General features: G+C 36.6%; 18 protein-coding genes. 10 read left to right on the top strand and 8 right to left on the bottom strand.

Annotation, left to right across the window (positions count from 1 at the left end; genetic code table 11):
• Position 1: 1 nt before the first annotated feature.
• Both egtB and BMW64_RS06050 read right to left on the bottom strand, forming a co-directional pair.
• Entirely contained in the window at positions 2-1,174 is a 1,173-nt protein-coding gene (gene egtB / locus BMW64_RS06055) for an ergothioneine biosynthesis protein EgtB (protein ID WP_089999114.1), read from the bottom strand.
• A 17-nt stretch (positions 1,175-1,191) separates the two neighbouring features.
• Entirely contained in the window at positions 1,192-2,181 is a 990-nt protein-coding gene (locus BMW64_RS06050) for an L-histidine N(alpha)-methyltransferase (RefSeq protein ID WP_089999113.1), read from the bottom strand.
• 221 nt (positions 2,182-2,402) lie between these two features.
• On the opposite strand from BMW64_RS06050, the gene BMW64_RS21065 reads away from it, so the two are divergent.
• From BMW64_RS21065 to BMW64_RS06040, 3 genes are read left to right on the top strand one after another with little or no spacing between them, the layout of a single operon-like run.
• The gene (locus tag BMW64_RS21065) at positions 2,403-2,654 is read left to right on the top strand and encodes a hypothetical protein (RefSeq protein ID WP_317048314.1); all 252 of its coding nucleotides are present in this window, start codon (positions 2,403-2,405) and stop codon (positions 2,652-2,654) included.
• A gap of 9 nt (positions 2,655-2,663) precedes the next feature.
• Complete coding sequence (locus BMW64_RS06045; RefSeq protein ID WP_317048313.1) at positions 2,664-3,407, top strand: SDR family oxidoreductase; 744 nt, start codon at positions 2,664-2,666, stop codon at positions 3,405-3,407.
• A 38-nt stretch (positions 3,408-3,445) separates the two neighbouring features.
• On the top strand, positions 3,446-3,766 hold the full coding sequence (locus tag BMW64_RS06040; RefSeq protein ID WP_089999112.1) for a hypothetical protein: 321 nt from the start codon (positions 3,446-3,448) through the stop codon (positions 3,764-3,766).
• A 55-nt stretch (positions 3,767-3,821) separates the two neighbouring features.
• Here BMW64_RS06040 and BMW64_RS06035 read toward each other — a convergent pair whose 3' ends face one another.
• On the bottom strand, positions 3,822-5,981 hold the full coding sequence (locus tag BMW64_RS06035; protein ID WP_089999111.1) for a glycoside hydrolase family 97 protein: 2,160 nt from the start codon (positions 5,979-5,981) through the stop codon (positions 3,822-3,824).
• Positions 5,982-6,169: 188 nt separating this feature from the next.
• Here BMW64_RS06035 and BMW64_RS06030 point away from each other — a divergent pair, with 188 nt between their 5' ends.
• Positions 6,170-6,676 (top strand): hypothetical protein, encoded by a 507-nt coding sequence (locus BMW64_RS06030; RefSeq protein WP_089999110.1) that lies wholly within the window; start codon positions 6,170-6,172, stop codon positions 6,674-6,676.
• Between the two features lie 18 nt (positions 6,677-6,694).
• Here BMW64_RS06030 and BMW64_RS06025 read toward each other — a convergent pair whose 3' ends face one another.
• From BMW64_RS06025 to BMW64_RS06020, 3 genes are all read right to left on the bottom strand, one after another.
• A complete protein-coding gene (locus tag BMW64_RS06025) occupies positions 6,695-8,731 on the bottom strand; it encodes a PAS domain-containing sensor histidine kinase (RefSeq protein WP_177175243.1) in 2,037 nt (678 codons plus the stop codon).
• A gap of 181 nt (positions 8,732-8,912) precedes the next feature.
• Entirely contained in the window at positions 8,913-9,074 is a 162-nt protein-coding gene (locus BMW64_RS20605) for a hypothetical protein (RefSeq protein WP_177175242.1), read from the bottom strand.
• Positions 9,075-9,216: 142 nt separating this feature from the next.
• Entirely contained in the window at positions 9,217-9,981 is a 765-nt protein-coding gene (locus tag BMW64_RS06020) for a Rossmann-fold NAD(P)-binding domain-containing protein (protein ID WP_089999108.1), read from the bottom strand.
• Positions 9,982-10,232: 251 nt separating this feature from the next.
• On the opposite strand from BMW64_RS06020, the gene BMW64_RS06015 reads away from it, so the two are divergent.
• Together BMW64_RS06015 and BMW64_RS06010 are read left to right on the top strand one after the other, a co-directional pair.
• Positions 10,233-11,732, top strand: a complete 1,500-nt coding sequence (locus BMW64_RS06015) for a PAS domain-containing sensor histidine kinase (RefSeq protein WP_089999107.1) — start codon at positions 10,233-10,235, stop codon at positions 11,730-11,732.
• Between the two features lies 1 nt (position 11,733).
• Positions 11,734-12,096, top strand: coding sequence for a response regulator transcription factor (locus BMW64_RS06010; RefSeq protein ID WP_089999106.1), 363 nt, complete (start codon positions 11,734-11,736; stop codon positions 12,094-12,096).
• Between the two features lie 72 nt (positions 12,097-12,168).
• Here the strand turns inward: BMW64_RS06010 and BMW64_RS06005 are convergent, their stop codons facing one another.
• Positions 12,169-13,023, bottom strand: a complete 855-nt coding sequence (locus BMW64_RS06005) for a cyanophycinase (RefSeq protein WP_089999105.1) — start codon at positions 13,021-13,023, stop codon at positions 12,169-12,171.
• Between the two features lie 203 nt (positions 13,024-13,226).
• Between BMW64_RS06005 and BMW64_RS06000 the strand changes: the two genes are divergently transcribed.
• Positions 13,227-13,823 (top strand): Crp/Fnr family transcriptional regulator, encoded by a 597-nt coding sequence (locus BMW64_RS06000; protein ID WP_089999104.1) that lies wholly within the window; start codon positions 13,227-13,229, stop codon positions 13,821-13,823.
• A gap of 19 nt (positions 13,824-13,842) precedes the next feature.
• On the top strand, positions 13,843-14,460 hold the full coding sequence (locus BMW64_RS05995) for a DNA-3-methyladenine glycosylase (RefSeq protein ID WP_089999103.1): 618 nt from the start codon (positions 13,843-13,845) through the stop codon (positions 14,458-14,460).
• Positions 14,461-14,538: 78 nt separating this feature from the next.
• On the opposite strand, the gene BMW64_RS05990 is transcribed toward BMW64_RS05995, so the two are convergent.
• Complete coding sequence (locus tag BMW64_RS05990) at positions 14,539-15,156, bottom strand: DUF4142 domain-containing protein (protein ID WP_089999102.1); 618 nt, start codon at positions 15,154-15,156, stop codon at positions 14,539-14,541.
• Between the two features lie 189 nt (positions 15,157-15,345).
• Between BMW64_RS05990 and xth the strand changes: the two genes are divergently transcribed.
• Positions 15,346-16,116, top strand: coding sequence for an exodeoxyribonuclease III (xth, locus tag BMW64_RS05985; protein ID WP_089999101.1), 771 nt, complete (start codon positions 15,346-15,348; stop codon positions 16,114-16,116).
• A gap of 135 nt (positions 16,117-16,251) precedes the next feature.
• The gene (locus tag BMW64_RS05980; protein ID WP_089999100.1) at positions 16,252-16,647 is read left to right on the top strand and encodes a Fur family transcriptional regulator; all 396 of its coding nucleotides are present in this window, start codon (positions 16,252-16,254) and stop codon (positions 16,645-16,647) included.
• The last annotated feature ends 29 nt before the right edge of the window (positions 16,648-16,676 follow it).

Below are 16,676 nucleotides of genomic sequence, written 5' to 3'. Positions count from 1 at the left end.
TTTATTTAGCGAGCCTTATCCCTGTAAACTGCCACTTCAGATCGGGCTGAAAAAAATTACGGTAGGTATCCCTGCTGTGTCCCGGTGGTGTAGCGACAGATGCGCCTCTTAGCACCATTTGATTAACCATGAATTTACCGTTATACTCACCTACTGCTCCGGCTTCTTTTTTGAATCCGGGATAAGGGAGGTATGCACTATTGGTCCATTCCCAACGTTTTCCCCATTCAAAATGAGGAGAAGCCACTTCCCATTCCTGTTCGGTTGGAAGGCGCATTCCTTTCCAGGAAGCATAAGCTGAAGCTTCATAGAAATTTACATGGCAAAGTTCACCGTCAGGATCAATTTCTTCCAGTCCACCCAAAGTATAACACATCCATTTTCCATCGATTTTATGCCAATACAAAGGAGATTTAACCTTATTTTCTTTCACCCAGTTCCAACCGTCAGAGTGCCAATATCTAAAATCAGAATATCCTCCGGATTCCATAAATTCAAGATATTCTCTGTTGGTTACCAAACGATTTGAAATTCCAAAATCATGAAGATAGACTTTATGCCTGTTTAGTTCATTATCAAAGCAAAATCCCAGACCCTCGAAGCCAATTTCATAAATTCCTTCCGAGAATCTGAGCATCCTCTTCTCTACCGTTGTTTTATGAGTATTTTTAATTTCTTTTTTATAAATAGGAAAAAGTGGATTATGACCAAGAATATATTTTATGTCAGTAATTAAAAGTTCCTGATGCTGCTGTTCGTGATTGAGGCCCAGCTCTAAAAGCGGTAGAATGCTGTCATTCATATGATGGCTGTTGAGGAATTCAGTCATTTTTTCATCTACATATGCTCTGTATCTGTAAATATCAGAAACTGAAGGCCGGCTGAGATTTCCACGATCGGTACGGATTACTCTTGCCCCAATAGTTTCGTAATAGCTGTTGAATACAAAATTATACTGATCATCAAAAACTTCATAAGAAGGAAAATTGGGAATAAGAATAAATGTTTCAAAAAACCAGGTGGTGTGGCCTAAGTGCCATTTGGGAGGACTTACATCAACAATTGGTTGAACAACATAATCTTCAATTTCAAGGGGCTGACAAATATTTTCCGAACGTTTTCTGATGTCACGGAATTTTCTTACCAAAGGATTTATAATTGTATTGGCTTCCATTTTTTTACATTTAATTATTAACTCACCTTCCAGATACTATCAATGAACCAGTCTTTAGAATCAGCAATTTCACCGGTGATTCTAAAACCAGTTTTTTCAGCCAGTTTTCGTATTTCTGATCTTGAAAACTTCTGTGATACTTCCATGTCAATAACTTCATTTTCTTCAAATGAAATGAGTTGGCCTGCAATATTTACTTTCTGATCTCTAAGGCTTATAAGAAAACTTTTGCATGCACCCGTAATTGGGTCATACGATTCGTAATGCTGAAAGTCAGCAATATTAAAATTACCGTCAAGCTCACGATTGATTCTTGATAAAAGATTCAGATTAAATGCTGCCGTGATTCCTGACTTATCACTGTATGCGTTCAAAACGGTATAAGGATTTTTTTTAAGATCAAAACCAATCAGAACAATATCTTCCTTATTTAATAACTGGTAAAGAGCTATGCAAAACTTTTCAGCTTCTTTCCTGCTCATATTTCCTATGTTTCCTCCTAAAAATAAAATGACTTTTCTTCGTGACGAAAGTGTCATGGCTTTTTCAAGCATCTCAAAATATTCTCCTTCTAAAAGCTCAATATCTATTGCCGGAAGCTGCCTTTTCAAATTTTTCTCCAGTACCGAAAGAATATTTCCTGAAATATCGATTGGCATATAGGTAAAATCAGTTCCTATTTCACTAAGATGTTTCAGAAGATATGTAGATTTCATCGCATCTCCCGCTCCGAGCTCAATAAGATCAAAAGGTTCCTGATCTGCCCTGATACCCTTTGCAATTTCTGAAGTTTTATTCTTAAAAATATCAAGTTCACATCGCGTAAGGTAATATTCAGGCATTGCCATTATTTTCTGGAACAATTCGTCACCTGTCTTATCGTAAAAATATTTGGATGACAAATGTTTCGGGGTACTTTGCAGTCCTGTAAGAACATCATTGAGAAAATGATCCGTATGATCTTTTTCACTACTTTTTTTTGATTCTTTGATTAATTGCAGATTCATATAAGTTGTCATTTGGTTTTAAAAATTCTACAACTATCTTGCCGCTATTATAAAATTTTTAACAAAATACTTCTTTACATCGATTTTATTTCACCTCATAATGTAAAATAATTATCATAAATCTTTTTAAAAAACAAAAGTTTTCAAAGCTTGGAATATTCATTGCTATATATTCATCAGAATGGCTTCCAGAGCCATACCACACCACAAATCTTAATATTATGGAAAAATCAATCACAAGACGAAATGCTATCGGTAAAATAGCAGCAACCCTTGCTGTTGCCGCAGTTTCACCATCAGCATTCGCACAATCTCAAAATCAAAAACCTCAGAATTCTACAGGCCCGGATCTTACGGATCCTACGACAAAATATCCACGGCCTCCTTTTAAAAGCCAGTCTCAGCCTTTTCCGGGCTTAGCAAGTAAGATGGACCCGGTTCCCGATCATGGAGAAAAAAGCTATGTAGGTTAAGGAAGACTGATGGGAAGAAAAGCTTTAATTACGGGCGGAGATTCCGGGATAGGTCGTGCCGCTGCGATTGCTTATGCCCGCGAAGGAGCCGATGTTGCCATCAATTATTTGCCTGAAGAAGAACCCGACGCAGTACAAGTTATTGATCTTATCCGGAAAGCCGGCCGTAAAGCCATAGCAATTCCCGGGGATATCAGAGATGAGTCATTCTGCAAGAAACTCGTATCACAGGCTGTACAACAGCTTGGCGGACTTGATATTCTTGTTAACAACGCGGGTCATCAGAAAACCCATGAATCGATTCTGGATATCAGCACAGAAGAGTTTGAAAGAACGATGAAAACCAATATATATGCACCATTCTGGATTATTAAAGCAGCACTTCCCCATCTGAAACCAGGCTCCAGCATTATCGGGCTTTCTTCAGTTCAGGCTTATGATCCTTCTGAAAACCTGTATGATTATGCGCAAACCAAAGCGGCAACAACAAGTTATGTTAAATCATTAGCCAAACAGCTTGGCCCAAAAGGCATAAGAGTAAACGGAGTGGCGCCGGGACCCGTGTGGACAGCACTTGAAGTAAGCGGTGGACAAACTCAGGAAAATCTTGTTAAATTCGGAGCCGATACCCCTCTTGGCAGACCGGGACAGCCTGCCGAACTTGCCTCGATATTCGTACAGCTCGCTGCCAATGACGCCAGTTTTGCTACAGGACAAATCTACGGTGCCGCCGGAGGAAGCGGACAGCCTTAATTAATAAAATATCTTTAACCAAATTAAATTACAATATTATGAATAACAAAATAAAAGTTGCTCTAGCACTCATAGGAGCAGGAACAGTAGTAGCCTGGAGAATGAACAGGAAAAGCAAAGGAAAGCTGAAAAGCTTTACAGCTCCCGATGGAAATACTTATCAGGAAAACCAACTTTACAGGACTTTTGATAATAAACTTTATAAGAATGGTAAACAAATCCATTTTGAAACTCCGGAGACGAACCAGAACAGTGCCGGAAATCACACATTCGATGAACATGCTGATCATCTCCCTAAAAACTACGAAACGGTAAATAAGGATATCACTTATCATCAGAAAGGTGTAAGACATCATTAAAGTTTAAAAGGCTCAGGTTATAATGCCTGAGCCTTTTATTTTATATGAATTAATATTACTTTACGATTGGTTTAATCGTAATTGCAAAACCGCCGCTTCGTGCCATTTTAAAATTGATTTTAGACTTGCTTGTAATCTGTTTTTTATAGATATGATAGCTTTGAGGATTGTCGATGTAATCTGCATCTTTACCGTCTTCATAAATTGTCGCTTCATATTTTTTGCCTTTATCCAGGAAAGAAAAATCTACGGAATAATCACGTTTATCTTCATCCGTAATACCGCCTACAAACCAGTTTTCTGTTCCTTTCGCTTTTCTTGCAGTGATGATATAATCTCCGGGTTCAGCTGATAAAATTTTAGTATCGTCCCAATCGGCCGCTACATCCTTAATAAACTGGAAAGCATCCATATGTCTTTTATAATTCTCTGGTAAATCAGCAGCCATCTGGAGTGGCATGTACATCACCACATAGAGCGCTAACTGCTTTGCTAAAGTTGTTTTTACAAAACGTTTATCTCCTGGAAAATAGTAATCCAGTTTGGTCTGGAAAATCCCTGGTGTATAATCCATTGACCCGCCTATCCATCTTGTAAAAGGAAGAATAGTTTGGTGGTCGGGATTGTTTCCCTGAAAAGCTTCATGTTCTGTTCCACGCGCTGCTTCTGCTGAAATCCAGTTCGGATAGGTTCTGCTCTCTCCTCCCGGCCTTACCGATTCGTGAGAATTGACCATAATTTTATACTCATTGGCTTTTTCTGCAATTCTATAATAATGATTAATAGTCCACTGAGAATAGTGATGTTCTCCACGAGGAATCATGTCTCCTACATAACCGGTTTTCACGGCATCATAACCATATTGATTCATTAGCTGAAAAGCTTTATCGGCCCATCTTTCATAGTTAGTTGCCGAAGCAGAAGTCTCGTGATGCATGATCAGCTTGATGCCTTTTGAATGCGCATATTCATTCAGCATTTTGATATCAAAATCAGGATAAGGGGTGATGAAATCAAAAACAAATTCTTTATTGTGCCCAATCCAGTCTTCCCAGCCGATATTCCAACCTTCAATTAAAAGCCCCTGGAAACCGTTTTCTGCGGCGAAATCGATGTATTCCTTAACTTTCGTGTTGTTGGCACCGTGTTTTCCGTTAGGTGTTAATTTAGAAAAATCCGTCACTCCGATATGAACATTATCAGCCGTAGAATAAGCCCACTGTGATTTACCGATGATCATTTCCCACCATACGCCCATGTATTTTGTAGGATGAATATAGGAAGTGTCGGTATATTTTGTAGGTTCATTCAGGTTAAACATCATTTTAGAATCGAGTATTTCTTCTGCCTTTGGAGAGACAATAATCGTTCTCCACGGAGAAACTGTAGAAGTCTGAATATATCCTTTTGCACCTTGCTTGTCAGGAGTCAGATGTGTTTTAAACTTAAAATTAACAGCATCCACTTCAAGATGAGAAGCCGAATAATCCAATACAGCAGCTTCTCCAACATTTACATATAAAGGATTTTTTCCTTCTTTTTTCAGCATTAAAGGGGTCTGAACCGCATTTTTTATTAGTGTTTGGGAAGAATGCTTATCAAATGCCTGATCCCAACGGCCCGGAATTTCAGAGATTTTTGTTGTTTGGGGCTGATATTCCTGCGAATCATAATCGGCAACGATCCACCAGGCTTTCATATCGGTCGGGAAATCAATCTCAGAATCTTCTTCACGGATCACAAAATAATTCAGGTTTTTTTGCTGTGGGAATTCATATCTAAAACCTAATCCATCATTAAAAAGTCTGAACTTAACGATAATATTTCTGTCAGTAGTATCCTGATGAAGCGTAACCGCTAGTTCATTATAGTTGTTAATATAATTTTTCTTTTCTCCCAGAACCGGCTGCCAGGTTTCATTTTTAGAATCCCGCTTTTCTTCTGTTTTTGTAAAGCCGTTATTCAGGTCAAATTTTACATCTTCAGGTTTAGCAATTTCAGACGCAAATTTGATGGAAGTATCTTTGAATAATCTCAGTCCCAGCTTTGAATCTTCAACGACAATGTCGCCATTGTATTTCAGATTGTAATACGGAACACCCTGCTTGAGCTGGAAATTCATTTCAAATTTTCCGTCCGGCGATTTTAAAGATTGTGCACTAACGCCCGCAAACATCATTGAGAACAATAATGCTCCAATTGTATATTTTTTCATATAAGTAATTTGGTTTTATAAAGTTAAAGAAAGTTTTACCGAACAACAATGTTTTTACGCATAAATCATTTACAAACAGATTTAATCATTTATAAATAAGATTTCATTAATAATTAATATTTTTTTCGCAAACCGTTACACATTTTGATTATTTTTAAATTAATAAACCATATCAAAAAATATTATTTATGAAAAAACTAATTTCACTTTCAATTTTTTCTCTTTCAATGGCATTTTCTCTCATTAGTGCACAGAAAATCAAAGATGGTGAAACACTTGATGTCAATGGTCTTTCGGTTACATTTAATATCCTGAATAAAGAATCGGTAACTGTTGGCGGCAAAGACTTTGACCGCTATAAAGTATCGGCAAAAGCAGTAAATAATTCCCAGAAAAGCTATAATATACGCTTGAGTAATGCTCCCCAAATTGTGAGTAATATAACGCTTGTGGAACTTAACTGCATTAATGCTACAGGATCTAAGCTTACTTCAAAAAAAATTGATCTTAAGCTTAAACCACAAAATGTGAATGTTACATACTGGGCTTATACAAAAGATGGAAAATACCAAAGTTTTGTAATCCCAATTGTAACTGGATATTATTTTGATAACGGCGATTCGGTGAATGATGATGCCATATTTATTGTACCAAAAGGAGAAACGCCGGATGTTACAGTCAGAAGCTTACAGTAATTATATTTAATTCAAATATCAGCTGGCAGCAACTTCTGCTTTCTCATATTCAGCATTTTTCGGAATGGTAAACCAGAAAGTACTTCCCTCACCTATTTTGCTGTTTACCCCGATTTTACCGGAATGTTTTCTGATAATCTCCGAACAGATATATAAACCAAGACCGAGCCCTGAATAAGATGTTCCCAGATAATCAGCGCGATAATACCTGTCAAAAAGATGAGGAATTACAGATTCAGAGATTCCCTGTCCGAAATCCTGTACAGAAATTTTCACATGGTCATCAAATGATTCGGTCAGAATATGAATTTCCCGCGAATCTTTTGCGTATTTCACGGCATTGCTGACAAGATTTACCACCACTTGCTCTATTCTGTGCTCGTCTGCATATACCTCAAGATATTCATTGCCTTTCAGAATCAGCTGATATTTGTCTTCAAGTCTTATATGATGGCAGCTTTTACTGAGCATTTCATGTAAATTGAACGTATTATATTGTAACATGAGCTGATCTTGTCCCAGCCTGCTCATATTTAACAGATCGTCGATCAGCATGCACATTTTCTCTATGCCTTTGTCAGATTGTTCGATCAGCCTTACATGAGTTTGTGAGTAAGGTTTATCTTTAATCCTGTTCAGCAGTTGAATAGAAGCCTTTACAGCCGTAAGAGGAGTTTTGAGTTCGTGGCTGGCAACACTTAGGAAATCATCTTTACGTTGCTCTGCGAGTTTTTTATCGGTAATTTCCGTTGTCATTCCCACCATTCTGTCTGCTACTCCATTATTGTCGTACCTAGGACGGCCGTGTGCCTGTATCCAGTGAATTGAACCGTCTTTCCATTTCACGGGATATTCTGCCTTGTAAATTCCGTTGGTAAGGATGGCTTCTCGTACCAACTCCCGGATATGTTCTCTGTATTCCGGAAGAATAGCATTGTAAAGATCAGAATAATTAAATTCTTCATCTGCCGAATATCCAAAATTATATTTAAACTGAGGAGTACTTTCCATATTGCCGGTTGCCAGATTTACTTCTGTTGATCCCATTCGGCTTGCATCCATTGCAATTTCAAGACGGTTTTTGAATTCCACGACAGATTCTCTAGCCTTTACCTGTTCGGTAACGTCACTTGCAACGACGAGAATGGAGGTACTCTTTTTATTCTCATCAAAAATAGGCTGATATGCAAAATTGAGATAGTGCTCAACTAAATCATTCCCGTTTTGAATCAATGCTTTAATTTCTTTACCATAATAGGGCTGTCCGGAGGTATAAACTTCTGTAAGTATATCAATAAATGCCTGTCCCTTTATTTCAGGCAGAGCTTCCTCTAAAGGTTTTCCGATGATCGAACGATCTTTATTCCAGATCTGAAGTACCATATCATTCACAATATCCACCTCAAAATTTTCACCTCTTAACGAAGCCATTGCAACAGGTGATTTTTCAACCAACGTTTTAAATCTTTTCTCATTTTCCGCTAAAGTGTGATTTGCCGTAAGTAATTCTTTTCTGATTTTAAGAAGTTCGTTGTTGGCAATAAAAAGTTCTTCATGCTTCGAAACAAGATCTTCATTAGTTGTAAGATATTCTTCATTTAAAGCCGAAAGATCATCGATAAGTTTTTGTTCAGATTTCGATTTTTCCTCCACCATACTCAGGGCGTTTTGCCTTTCTGTAACTTCAAATGCTGTATGAAGAATATATTCAGTTTTTCCTTTATCATCCAAAATCGCTTTATATTCGAAATCAAAATAAAATGTCTGAAAGGAACCATTAACCAGCAGATCCGCAGGATAATCTTTCGCAGTGAAGGTTTCTCCCGAATCCCAGACGTTTTTCAAAATATCAAAAAAAGGCTGATCATTAAGCTCAGGCAGTACAGTTCTGAAATCTTTTCCTATGATGCTTCTGTCTTTTCCCCAGAAATCCAGCATTGCCTGGTTGGCAGTTAAGATTGTAATATCACCACCTCTGTAAATGGCAGTAGCATTAGGAGAATAAAAAAGTACAGACAGTAACTTTTCTGCATCTATTTGTTCCGGAGAGTTCATATTCATTAATATTCAAATATAATTATAAAATATTCTGTTATTCGGCATAATAAGGTATTTTTTTAAAATTCTTTTCTATATGAATAACCATTAAAAATAAACCATAACAGAAAACTGCTATGGCTTAATTTATTATTTGTATTCCTAGTCTTTATGTTAAAAAGAGTATTCAATACATTTATTAAAAAAGATCGTTAAACTTTGTGCTTCCTGTAGCTCCTTTAGGAAGAAAAACAACTTTTCTTTTAATCATTTTTGCTTTCTCAAGAGCTTTAAGGGCTTTCTGACGTTCGATCTCTCTATTAAGCGACGGGGAATTTTCCCATTGAATAAATTCTTTCATAATTTAATATTTTAAGGTGTTTGTGTAAGTGTAAGTTTTAAAGTAACTTATTATTGTCTTAGCATAAAGCAGACCATTTTTAACAGAACCTCAATAAATTTTGATTAAATATTAAAATAAATTATGAAATTAATTCATATCACTATATGTGGAAATATTTTGGATCAGGATGTTCAAATGTAAAATCGAGTTCTGAAATCAATTTTTCTGAAGAAATAATTCTCTGTTTTTTATCATATTGAATCTCTTTTAAAGAGATATTATTCTGAGCTGCTATCACCTCCCGTTTTGCAGGATGAAGCGGTGCAACAACATTATAAATCTTTGAGTGAACTTCTCTTTCAATCATCAATTGGATTATTGTTGAAATATCTTTAAAATGAATGTGGTTGACAACAGCGTCAAGATCTGAAATGTTAAAATTTTTCAGAAGCCGAGAATCTCCCATTAAACCGCCAAGTCTGAGAATATTAATCTGTGGAAATGCTTTTCTCATTAAATTTTCAATAAAAACATTCTGAGGCAAAACCATTTCTTCTGTGAAAGTTCTGGGTTCATCGGGATAAATACTCGTCGAACTTGTAAAAAAAATCTGCTTTTTATAGTTTTCTATGAATGAAAATAGTTTTGAAAGCTTCAACTGCAGTGATTGACGAGATGCTCTCCTTTCTGAAAAAGGAACTGTTATAATGATCGCATCTAATTCAGGAGCAATACTCCAACAACGACCGGGAGAATTTTTTTCAGCATCATCGAAAACTGCGAGTTCAACATAAAACCCTTCACTCTCAATCTGTTGGAGCTTTTCCTGCGATCTTGTTGTTGTATAAATTTCAAAATTTTCTTTTATATCTTGTGCAATCCTGGAACCTAACCACCCAAATCCGATAATGCCAATTTTTCTCATATCATATTATTATGGAAGAATATTTTCAATATGTCTGATAAAGGTATTGGTTTTATTAACTACCCTAAAAGATTGAGATCTAGAAAAAATACTATTTTTTTTAATAAATTGATTAATAATATTTAGTGAAGGCATATTATTTGCGTCTGATATTTACTGAATATGCAGATTTGGAAAACATGATGCTTTTTCCCATATTTGTATATCAATGAAAGTTTAAGTTTGGAACTTGACAAAACAGCTATAATCCGATGAATAACAACATTGAACTATATATACAGGCACTGGATTCGGCTAACTGCGGTATTATTATAACGGACAATACGCAGCCCGATAACCCAATTGTCTATTGCAACAGAGCCTTTGAGACAATTACAGGATATTCGCACGACGAGATCATCGGGCACAACTGCCGGTTCCTGCAGGGACAGGACAGATCTCAGCCTGAAAGAAGTTACATCAAAAAATGCATCAGCGAAGGAAGAGACTGTAAAATCGAAATACGAAACTATAAAAAGAACGGAAATCTCTTCTGGAATGAACTTTACGTTTCTCCCGTAAAAAACAGCGAAGGTGTAGTCACGCATTTTATCGGGGTTCAAAATGATATTACAGAACGTAAAAAAGCCGAACATGAACTGAGGGAAGAAAAATCTTCAGTGGAAAGAAAAATACAGGAAAGAACTAAAGAACTTGTAGACAGTGAAGCGTTTCTTTCAAGTATTGTTCAGACTGTAAGAGAAAGTTTATTGGTTCTTGATGCAGATTATAAAGTACTTAGTGCCAACACACATTTTCTAAACTCCTTTAAAGTTACTACAGAAGATACGGTAGGGAAAGTTCTTTTCGAACTTGGAAATCATCAATGGGATATCGAAACCTTGAGAGAGCTTTTGATGAAAATTTTACCGACCAATAATCCGGTAATTGATTATGAAGTAGAGCATGACTTTCCACATATTGGTAAAAAAGTAATGTTACTCAATGCTTACCGTATTGAATTTGAAGGTCAATATAAAGACAGAATACTGATCGCTATTGAAGATATTACAGAGAAAAAAGAACTTGACCGCAGAAAAGATGATTTCTTATCAATCGCAAGTCACGAGCTCAAAACCCCTCTTACCACGATTAAAGGCCTTGTACAGCTTCTTCAAAGAATGATTCCTAAAGATTCACCGGAAAGATTTAATGAAACCCTGGATAAAGTTTCGGTGTATGTCGACAGGCTTAATGTTCTCATTTCAGACTTATTGGATACTTCTAAGATACAATCAGGAAACATAGAGCTGCATGTAGATCCGTTTGAAATTGATAAAACCATTCGTGATACTGTCGAAAACTTATCAGTATCAGCACCGAATCATAAAATATCATTATCAGGATCTACCAACGCTGTTATTCTTGGTGACGAACTTCAGATTTCACAGGTCATTAACAATCTGATTTCAAATGCCATAAAATATTCTCCGGGATCAGATAAGGTTGATGTATATATTAACAGGGTCGGAAGTTTTGTAAAAGTTTCGGTAACCGACTACGGAATGGGTATAAGTTCACAGGATAAGGCAAAAATATTTGACCGTTTTTTCAGAGCGAGAGATATACAGAAAAAATTTCCGGGGCTGGGAATCGGCCTTTATATTTCACATGAAATCATTGCCAATCACAACGGAACCCTTTGGGTAGAAAGCGAGGTGGGCGAAGGATCGACATTTAGTTTCACATTACCCATAATGAAAAATCACTGAAATGAATAGCAAAAAGATAATGGTTTGTGATGATGATCAGGGTATACTGGATGTCCTCCAAATGCTTCTGGAATCAGAAGGTTTTACAGTTTTCACCGAAATAAACAGTACGAATCTCATAAAGCAGATTCAGGTTGATCACCCTGATTTGATATTATTGGATCTGTGGATGCCGCTTCTCTCCGGAGATCAGGTATTAAAAGCAATCAGAAGTACACAAGGTATTAAAGATCTTCCTGTCATTGTACTGTCTGCCAGCGTAGACGGTGATGACATTGCCTCCGATGCGGGAGCAAATGATTTTGTAGCCAAACCTTTTGATCTCGATGTCATTGTTTCAAAAATCAATGGTTTACTCGCTTAAAATTCAGACTCACTCATATATGATAAAGGAATATGCAATATTTTTAAGCATATTCCTTTACTATTTAATCATTTAATGATCGGCAGCGGTAAACTTGCCGGACTGAAGATCAACTGAACAGCCTTCAGTTATAATATGTACCGTTAAATTTTCTCCATATACAGGATGTCCCTTTTTTACAGTGTCTGTATTGGTTTTACCAAGATGCTTGGCATTTATTCCAATAACCATTCCGGAGCCTTTGCAGATTGCTTTGTGACCATTTTCAATTAAAAGCGCCGTATCTTCTCCCAAACCGATTCCGAAACATTCCCGTTTAATCATTACAGCGTGCGCCAATCTTCCGAATCTTCCTCTGTGAATGAAATGCGTATCGACAATAAAACCGGATAAAAGGCCCAGTCCTGATGCCAGTTTGATATCATTTTCCAATATAGCCTCATCCTTTTCAGCCTCATCGATAATGATTTCAGGCATACACATTGCCCCTGCACTTGTTCCTGCAATAAGAAAATCTTTCTCATTAACGTATCTTTCACGTAAAATTTCGAGTATTGAAGAATTATTAATTTCATTGCAGATTCTATTCTGATCCCCTCCTGTAAAGAAAATAGTTTTACTGTGTTTGATTCTTTCAAAATACTGATTTTCATCCTTGTCTGTTAAATGAATAAATCCAAAATTGGTAAATCCGATTTCTTTAAATGTTTTCGTGTATGTTTCTCTCATACTTTCAGGTTCGGAACTTGCTGTGGTAATCACTTCTATCCTATCGCGCTTATCAGATACGAGCAGCTTTAAGATTTCATGTGGCGAAAACTCTTCATTTTTATTTTTTATTTCAACTTTTGTCCCGTTTCTGTCTTCTTTTCCTCCGATGATCAATAATTTACCTTTCGGGCTTACAAATTTCTCCTGCGTATTCATATTTTGTTTGATGTATTCTGTGAATATCGAATTTAAAAAAGATATTAAGAATTCACATTGACTCAAATCAACAACAATAAATTTATTTTCAATATGATATGGGTCATAATTTTTTATTTTTTATAATGATAATTTCGGAATGAGTAATGAATTTTAAAAGATCATCCGACTAGATACACCATCTTTAAAACCTAAACAAACTTATGCTAATCGAAGAAAAACTTTTACTGTCTTATGGTGCCGAAATTGAAGATTTGAAGACTGCCGATATTATTTTCAACGAAGGCGACACCCCGAAAGCATTTTATCAGATAAAGAAAGGAAGAATAAAATTAAACCATTATAATGAAGAAGGTAAAGAACTTATTCTTGGAGTTCTGCATAAAGGACTCAGTGTATGTGAGCTGCTGCTTTTTATTGATAAAAAATATCCCGTTAATGCCATTGCCATAGAACCTACAACCATCGTTACACTTTCAAAAGGAAAGTTCATGCAACTTCTGGATGAAAATCCTGATATTTCCAGAGATATTAACAGCTTTTTGTCTGAGCGGCTTTATTTTAAATATATTATGCTGCAGAATAATACTTCGCTTCATCCCGATGTAAGAATCAGAGGGGCTTTAGAATATCATAAAAGCTTCAGTGATAATCAGGCAAAATTTTCTTTTGAAGTTCCTTTTACACGGCGCGAATTAGCTGCAATAACCGGATTGCGGACAGAAACAGTAGTAAGGGTTATTAAAAAACTGGAACAGGAAAATTACCTTAAAATTATTGACCGGAAAATATATGTTTAAAGTTAAATTTGTTATATAAATGAATGCAAAAAAGCTTCAGAAACAATACTTTCAGAACCCTAATGTCATTTTTCTTGCCAAAGATTTATTAGGTAAAGTGATATTTACAAATAAGCATGGAGAAATCACGGCCGGGATCATCACAGAAACAGAAGCCTATTTCGGGATAGAAGATCGGGCTTCTCATGCTTACGGCGGTCTTCAAACAGCACGTACTGCAGCAATGTATCAGCCGGGAGGGATTGCTTATATTTATTTGTGTTACGGTATCCATCATCTTTTAAATATTGTTGCTTCAGATTATGATGATCCTAAAAGCATTCTTATAAGATCCGTTCAGCCCTATAAAGGAATATCGGTTATTGAGCAAAGGAGAAATAAACCCTTATCCGACCCTTCCATTTCGTCAGGTCCAGGATCAGTTTCAAAGGCGTTGGGAATTGATCTTTCTTTCAATAAAAAGTCCTTAGCCGGCGATGAGATATGGATTGAAGATTTAGGAATGAAATACAATCTCAATGAAATAGTTTCCGCTCCGAGAATTGGTGTTGCCTATGCAAAAGAGCATGCATTGCTCTCACTACGGTTTTATGTAAAAGAGAGCCAATATGTTACTCATCCATTAAAACCAGTTTAGTTATCAATAAAAATTCCGGAGATATGTTCAATCTTCCGGAATTAATTGGATTTATATAATGAATAAATAGTATTCTGATTACTTTACGGCACTCTTCGCTTTTTCAGATTCCATCAGATGGTGTTCCAGTGTAGGAAGCGTGCTGCTCGCAAATGATTTCAGAGAGGCTTCTGATCCTTCCGATGCCTGCTTTTTGAATGCAGCAATATCTTCTTTATGATCTGCTACCATAAGATCAGCATATGCACGATCAAAATCAGCTCCTTTTTTTGCTTTCAGATCATCATATTTTTTCTGTTTATCAGCATCCAGGCTTGTAGGCAAGGTATATCCTGAAGCAGATGCCCATTTTTTAAGTTCGTCATTTGCTTTTCCGTGGTCTTTTACCATCATGGCGCCTAATGATTTTACAGTTGCATTGCTGGCATTCGTAGCGGCAAGCTGGCCAAGCATTACTTCCATCATTCCACCTTTTGCTGCTGCATCTGCAAATGATTTATCCTGCGCACTCAATGTAGCCGTTGCTGTGTTCGAGCTTGAAGCAGTAGTTGCAGAATCTCCTGTTGCCATAGAAGTATCAGCCGGTGCAGACATTGATGTTGTAGTGTCTGAAGACTGATCGGCAGTCGTAGTTTCATTTTTCTTGCAGGCTACCATAGCGGCAACTGCCAGAATAGTTAAGATTGAATTTTTCATAATATATTGTAAATGGTTAAAAATAAATAGCAATCATTATTGCTCACGCAGATAGTAACAATTTATTTGCCAAAGTCTTACCAAATCAATCTTTATAATACCACATCAGCTTGTATTTTATTATTAATGCTTCATTTTCCCATCCATGGAACGGATATTGTGTAGTTTTTAAAAATTAAATAATAAACAATGAAGATCGCAACTTATAATGTAAACGGGATCAACGGCAGATTGCCCGTATTGCTCCGGTGGCTTGAAGAAGCACAACCTGATATTGTTTGTCTTCAGGAGTTGAAAGCCCCACAAGAACGTTTTCCTATAGACGCGATCAATGCTGCAGGCTACAATGCGATCTGGCACGGACAAAAAAGCTGGAACGGTGTTGCCATACTTGCCCGCGATATGGAGATCACAGAAGTTCAGAGATCGCTGCCGGGTGATCCGGAAGATCAGCAGAGCAGATATATTGAAGCGATCATTAACCAGATTGTAATCTGTTGCCTTTATCTTCCTAACGGAAATCCTTATCCGGGGCCAAAATTTGACTATAAACTTTCTTGGATCAAACGCCTGAAGAAAAGAACCAATCAATTTATTGATATGGATCTTCCGGCAATCCTGATCGGAGACTTTAATATCATTCCGACGCCTCTCGATGTCTATAAGCCAGAACGTTGGGAAGACAATGCATTATACCGGATAGAAGTAAGAAAAGCATACCAACAGTTGCTTAAAAAAGGTTGGCTGGATTCTATTCGCTCACTCTACCCTGACGAACAAATTTTTACTTTCTGGGATTATTTGTATAAATCTTATGATCGCAATGCGGGTATGCGTCTGGATCATATTTTATTAAGTCCTTATATCGCCGGTCGGCTTAGCGGAGGAAATGTAGATAAGCATGTTCGTGGTTGGGAAAAAAGCAGTGACCATGCTCCGGTATGGATTTCGCTTGAATGATATTTAATAATTAGCTTCGGCTTTAGATAAAAAGTTAGACATAACTCAAAACTATGAGTGAAACATGGAATTAAAATCTTATTGTAACTTTGTTGCACAAATTATCCGAATTCATTAAAGCATTATATTCTTATCATGAAGCAAACACGAAACACCCAGGCAAAAACAGAAATTTTAAATCTTTTAAGCACTGCCGGCACTGCCTTATCGCATCATGAAATAGAACTGAAACTGAACGGACTTTGTAATCGGGTTACTATCTACAGGGTTCTCGAACGTCTTGAAAATGAAGGAAAGATCCATAAGATTGTTAATGTAGACGGAGTTGTTAATTATGCTAAATGTCATAATTGTAAAAAAGAAAATCATTCCCATAATCATTTACATTTCAATTGTGAAAATTGCAAAGAGGTTACCTGTATTGAAAACGTAGTGCCTGAAATAAGCCTTCCGGAGAATTTTATAGCCTATCAATACAATGTTGTCATCAGCGGAATTTGTCCGAAATGCAAATCTATTTTAGGATTATAATGAAAAATTAAAAAGATAAAATACGCGCT

Origin of the sequence: Chryseobacterium taichungense (assembly GCF_900109935.1) — a bacterium.
GTDB classification, from domain to species: Bacteria; Bacteroidota; Bacteroidia; order Flavobacteriales; family Weeksellaceae; genus Chryseobacterium; species Chryseobacterium taichungense.
Note: the sequence above shows the minus strand (reverse complement) of the source record. Positions and strands in the feature narration are given on the sequence as shown.